General features: G+C 73.6%; 5 protein-coding genes, 1 tRNA gene and 1 pseudogene. All 7 read left to right on the forward strand.

What is annotated here, in order from left to right; all coding sequences use genetic code 11:
• Positions 1-543: pseudogene (locus ACFWBN_RS32335) on the forward strand (hypothetical protein); the annotation flags it as partial.
• A gap of 35 nt (positions 544-578) precedes the next feature.
• Positions 579-1,010, forward strand: coding sequence for a roadblock/LC7 domain-containing protein (locus ACFWBN_RS32340; RefSeq protein ID WP_215020095.1), 432 nt, complete (start codon positions 579-581; stop codon positions 1,008-1,010).
• Positions 1,010-1,432 carry a DUF742 domain-containing protein gene (locus ACFWBN_RS32345; protein WP_385182823.1) on the forward strand — a complete coding sequence of 141 codons (423 nt, stop codon included), beginning with the start codon at positions 1,010-1,012 and terminating at the stop codon, positions 1,430-1,432. Before ACFWBN_RS32340 ends, ACFWBN_RS32345 begins: the two co-directional genes overlap by 1 nt.
• On the forward strand, positions 1,410-2,036 hold the full coding sequence (locus ACFWBN_RS32350) for an ATP/GTP-binding protein (RefSeq protein WP_385182826.1): 627 nt from the start codon (positions 1,410-1,412) through the stop codon (positions 2,034-2,036). Before ACFWBN_RS32345 ends, ACFWBN_RS32350 begins: the two co-directional genes overlap by 23 nt.
• Complete coding sequence (locus ACFWBN_RS32355) at positions 2,033-2,578, forward strand: GAF domain-containing protein (protein WP_385182829.1); 546 nt, start codon at positions 2,033-2,035, stop codon at positions 2,576-2,578. The genes ACFWBN_RS32350 and ACFWBN_RS32355 overlap by 4 nt, the downstream gene beginning before the upstream one ends.
• Positions 2,579-2,644: 66 nt before the next feature.
• On the forward strand, positions 2,645-3,007 hold the full coding sequence (locus tag ACFWBN_RS32360; protein ID WP_385182832.1) for an MmcQ/YjbR family DNA-binding protein: 363 nt from the start codon (positions 2,645-2,647) through the stop codon (positions 3,005-3,007).
• A gap of 224 nt (positions 3,008-3,231) precedes the next feature.
• Positions 3,232-3,305: transfer RNA gene (locus tag ACFWBN_RS32365), tRNA-Pro, on the forward strand.
• Positions 3,306-3,461 lie beyond the last annotated feature (156 nt).

Raw genomic sequence — 3,461 nt, forward strand, 5'->3', positions numbered from 1 at the left:
GACAGCCCGGCCCCACCGGCGGCCCGGCCCGGCCCCCATGCCGGTCCGGGGGACCCGCGGTTCCCGGCGGGGCCGGCCGCGCGCCGGGGCACCTCCTCGGGCGCCGAACGTGGCCAGGGGTCGGAGGGTGGAAGCGGGACTGCGTTCGACGCCCTGCGGGGGCGCCCCGGCACGCACCCCGCCCCGCCGGAAACCGAACCGGATCCCGGGGCCGCGGCCGTGGCCCTGCCCGGGCAGGCGTCCGGGCTCGGGGCCGAGCGGTACGGGGTGCGGCCCGAGTCCCCGCACCCCGCGCCCGATGCGGCGGCGCCGCCAGGGGCAGGGGCCCGGCCGGCGGGCCGTCCGGGGTCCGGGGCCGCGGCCCCGAGCGGGACCCGGCCGCCGTTGCCGAAGCGGCGAGCGCAGACGCACCTCGCACCGCAGCTGCGCGAGGCCCCCGCCCCCCGGCGGGCCCCGGACAGCGAACAACCCGTGCACGACCCGGGCCTGATGGCCGCCTTCCAGCGGGGCTTCGGCCTCGCGCAGTCGGAGAACCAGCTATGACCCCGACCCCCCACCTCAGCAAGGAGCGCACCCCCATGAGCGGCGAAGTGGCGACGAAGACCGGCAGCCGGCTCTCGGATCTCGACTGGCTGCTCAGCGGCCTGGTGCAGCGCGTGCCGTACACGCGCAGCGCCGTACTCCTCACCGCCGACGGCCTCGTGACCTGCGTGCACGGCCTGGACCCGGATTCCGCCGACCACATGGCGGCGCTCGCCTCCGGCCTGTACTCGCTGGGCCGCAGCGCCGGCTCCCGCTTCGGGGACGGCGCCGAGGTACGGCAGGTCGTCGTCGAGCTCGACACCGCGCTCGTCTTCGTCTCCGCGGCCGGATCCGGCACCTGCCTGGCCGTGCTCGCCGACCGCGAGGCCGACGCCGGGGTGCTCGGCTACGAGATGGCGATGCTGGTCAAGAGCGTCCGACCGTACCTGGCCGCCCCGCCCCGGCGGCCCGCCGCCGACCCGGAGTGATGAGGACCCGCGCGACGGGGGCGTACGCGAAGGGCGCGAACGGCCGGGACACGCCCTGGCTCGACGACTCGGCGGGCCGGGTGATGCGCCCGTACACCGCCAGCGGCGGGCGGACCCGGCCCGGCGTCGCCCTCGACCTGCTCTCCCTGGTGACCGCGACCGGCGTACGCCCGCGCGTACCCCTGGGCGCGGAACACACCCTCGCGCTCCGGCTGTGCGCCGGCGCGGCGGCGGTCACGGTCGCCGAGGTGGCCGGACAGCTGCGCCTCCCCGCGGTGGTGGTGAAGGTGCTGCTGTCCGACTTGATGGAACACGGGGCCGTCATGGCGCAGGCGCCGCGGTTCCCGGGCGGCGGCGCGTTCGCCGCCGACGACCAGTCCCTGCTCCAGGCGGTGCTCGATGGCCTACGCAAACGATTGTGACGCTCCCGCGACCCTGAAGATCCTGGTGGCGGGGGGTTTCGGGGCGGGCAAGACCACCTTCGTGGGCGCGGTGAGCGAGATCGAGCCGCTGAGCACGGAGGAGCTGCTGAGCGACATCGGCGAGAGCGCCGACCCGCTCGACGGCGTCGAGGCGAAGACCACGACGACCGTCGCGCTGGACTTCGGCCGCATCACGCTCGACCGGCGCAACGTGCTCTACCTCTTCGGCACGCCCGGCCAGCACCGCTTCTGGTTCCTGTGGGAGGAGCTGTGCGCGGGCGCGCTCGGGGCCGTGGTGCTCGCCGACACCCGCCGCCTCGCCGACTGCTTCCCCGCCGTGGACTTCTTCGAGCGGCGCGGCATCGGCTTCATCGTCGCCGTCAACGAGTTCGAGGACGGGCACCGCTACGCGCCCGACGAGGTCCGCGAAGCGATGGGGCTCGGGCCCGAGGTGCCCGTCGTACGGTGCGACGCCCGCCTGGCCAGCTCGGGGACGGGGGCGCTGGCCGCCCTCGTCCGCCACCTCCTGTGCATGTCCGCATCCAGATCCACATCCACATCCATAGCCAGTTCTTCGTCTTCGGAGTCGGGGGAACCGTCATGACGTACTACGAATCGACCGGACACCTGCTGCTCACGCCCGTGGACCGGGAGGCGCCGGCCCGCGTCGTCCGGCTGCGCGAGCTGGGCCTGGGGGAGCGGGTGGACACCGAGCTGGACGCCTTCGCCCGGCGCGTGGCGGACGAGCTGGCCGCGCCCTACGCGGGGGTCAACTTCATCGGCGAGGAACGGCAGTTCTTCGCCGGCCTGCACCACGCGGCCGACGCCCCGGCCGGCGGCTACCCGGCCCGCGTGCTGGCCCGCGACCACGGCTACTGCCCGCACGTGGTGGTGCGCCGGCGGGCGCTGGTGCTGGAGGACGTACGGGACTTCGCGCGCTTCGCGGGCAACGCGGTGGTGGACGAGAGCGGGGTGCGCTCGTACGTGGGCGCGCCGCTGACCGACCGGCGCGGGATCGTCCTGGGCACGGTGTGCGCGGTGGACGTGGTGCCGCGCCGGTGGGGGACGGCGGGACTCGCCACCGTCAAGGCACTGGCGGCGGAGCTGGTGGCCCTGGTCCACGAACGAGAGGACCGGCGCGGCTGAGATTGTCGGTGGCGGGGTCTACGGTCGTCGGAAGAGGTGCACCGGTGGCTGGAGAGGAGTCGCGGGATGGCCGCTACCGCGCAGGACGTCCGCACGATCGCCCTGTCGCTCCCGGACAGCAGCGAAAAGCTCGCCTGGGGCATGCCGACCTTCCGGGTGGGCGGGAAGATCTTCGCCGCGCTCTCCGACGACGACACGTCCATTGGCGTGAAATGTCCCAAGGAGGACCGGGCGGAGCTGATCGAGGCCGAGCCGGAGAAGTTCTTCGTGCGCGAGGGCCACGACGACAACTACGCCTGGCTCCGGGTCCGCCTGGCGGCCGTCCAGGACGTGGCCGAATTGCGCGCGATCCTGATCGACTCCTGGCTCCAGGCGGCCCCGAAACGGCTGTCCGCCGCCCACCCCGAGCTGGCCCCGCACCAGGGCTGACCTGCGGGCGCCGCCCGGCCGCCGAACCGTCCGCCGGCAAAGGTCACGGTTGGTCCTGAAGGCCTCGCGCGGCGATACCCGCGCGAGGCGGAAGCCGGGTCCGTGGTGCGGGCCGCAGCGACCCGCGCGGCACCGGTGGCGGAAAGGAGTACACGACCACCTCCTGAAGTGCGGTATTGTTCTCCTGCACGCGCAACCAGGGGAAACCCCAGGTCAGCGCGTATCGGGACGTGGCGCAGCTTGGTAGCGCACTTGACTGGGGGTCAAGGGGTCGCAGGTTCAAATCCTGTCGTCCCGACTTGCATCTATGCAGGTCAGAGGCCGTATCGGAAGCATCCGATACGGCCTCAAGATCGTTTTTGGGGACCAGCTGGGGACCAGACCCTCTTGGAGCGTTTGTGGCGGCACCTGTGACGGGTAAAGTTCGCCCAGAACACGGGACGGTGCCAGAAGT

The sequence above is a fragment of the Streptomyces sp. NPDC059989 genome (assembly GCF_042736975.1).
GTDB lineage: Bacteria > Actinomycetota > Actinomycetes > Streptomycetales > Streptomycetaceae > Streptomyces.

What these genes read in the sequence shown, in the direction of transcription:
- ACFWBN_RS32345 (WP_385182823.1), top strand. Translation starts at nt 1,010, where the DNA reads ATGAGGACCCGCGCGACGGGGGCGTACGCGAAGGGCGCGAACGGCCGG.
- ACFWBN_RS32340 (WP_215020095.1), top strand. Translation starts at nt 579, where the DNA reads ATGAGCGGCGAAGTGGCGACGAAGACCGGCAGCCGGCTCTCGGATCTC.
- ACFWBN_RS32355 (WP_385182829.1), top strand. Translation starts at nt 2,033, where the DNA reads ATGACGTACTACGAATCGACCGGACACCTGCTGCTCACGCCCGTGGAC.
- ACFWBN_RS32350 (WP_385182826.1), top strand. Translation starts at nt 1,410, where the DNA reads ATGGCCTACGCAAACGATTGTGACGCTCCCGCGACCCTGAAGATCCTG.
- ACFWBN_RS32360 (WP_385182832.1), top strand. Translation starts at nt 2,645, where the DNA reads ATGGCCGCTACCGCGCAGGACGTCCGCACGATCGCCCTGTCGCTCCCG.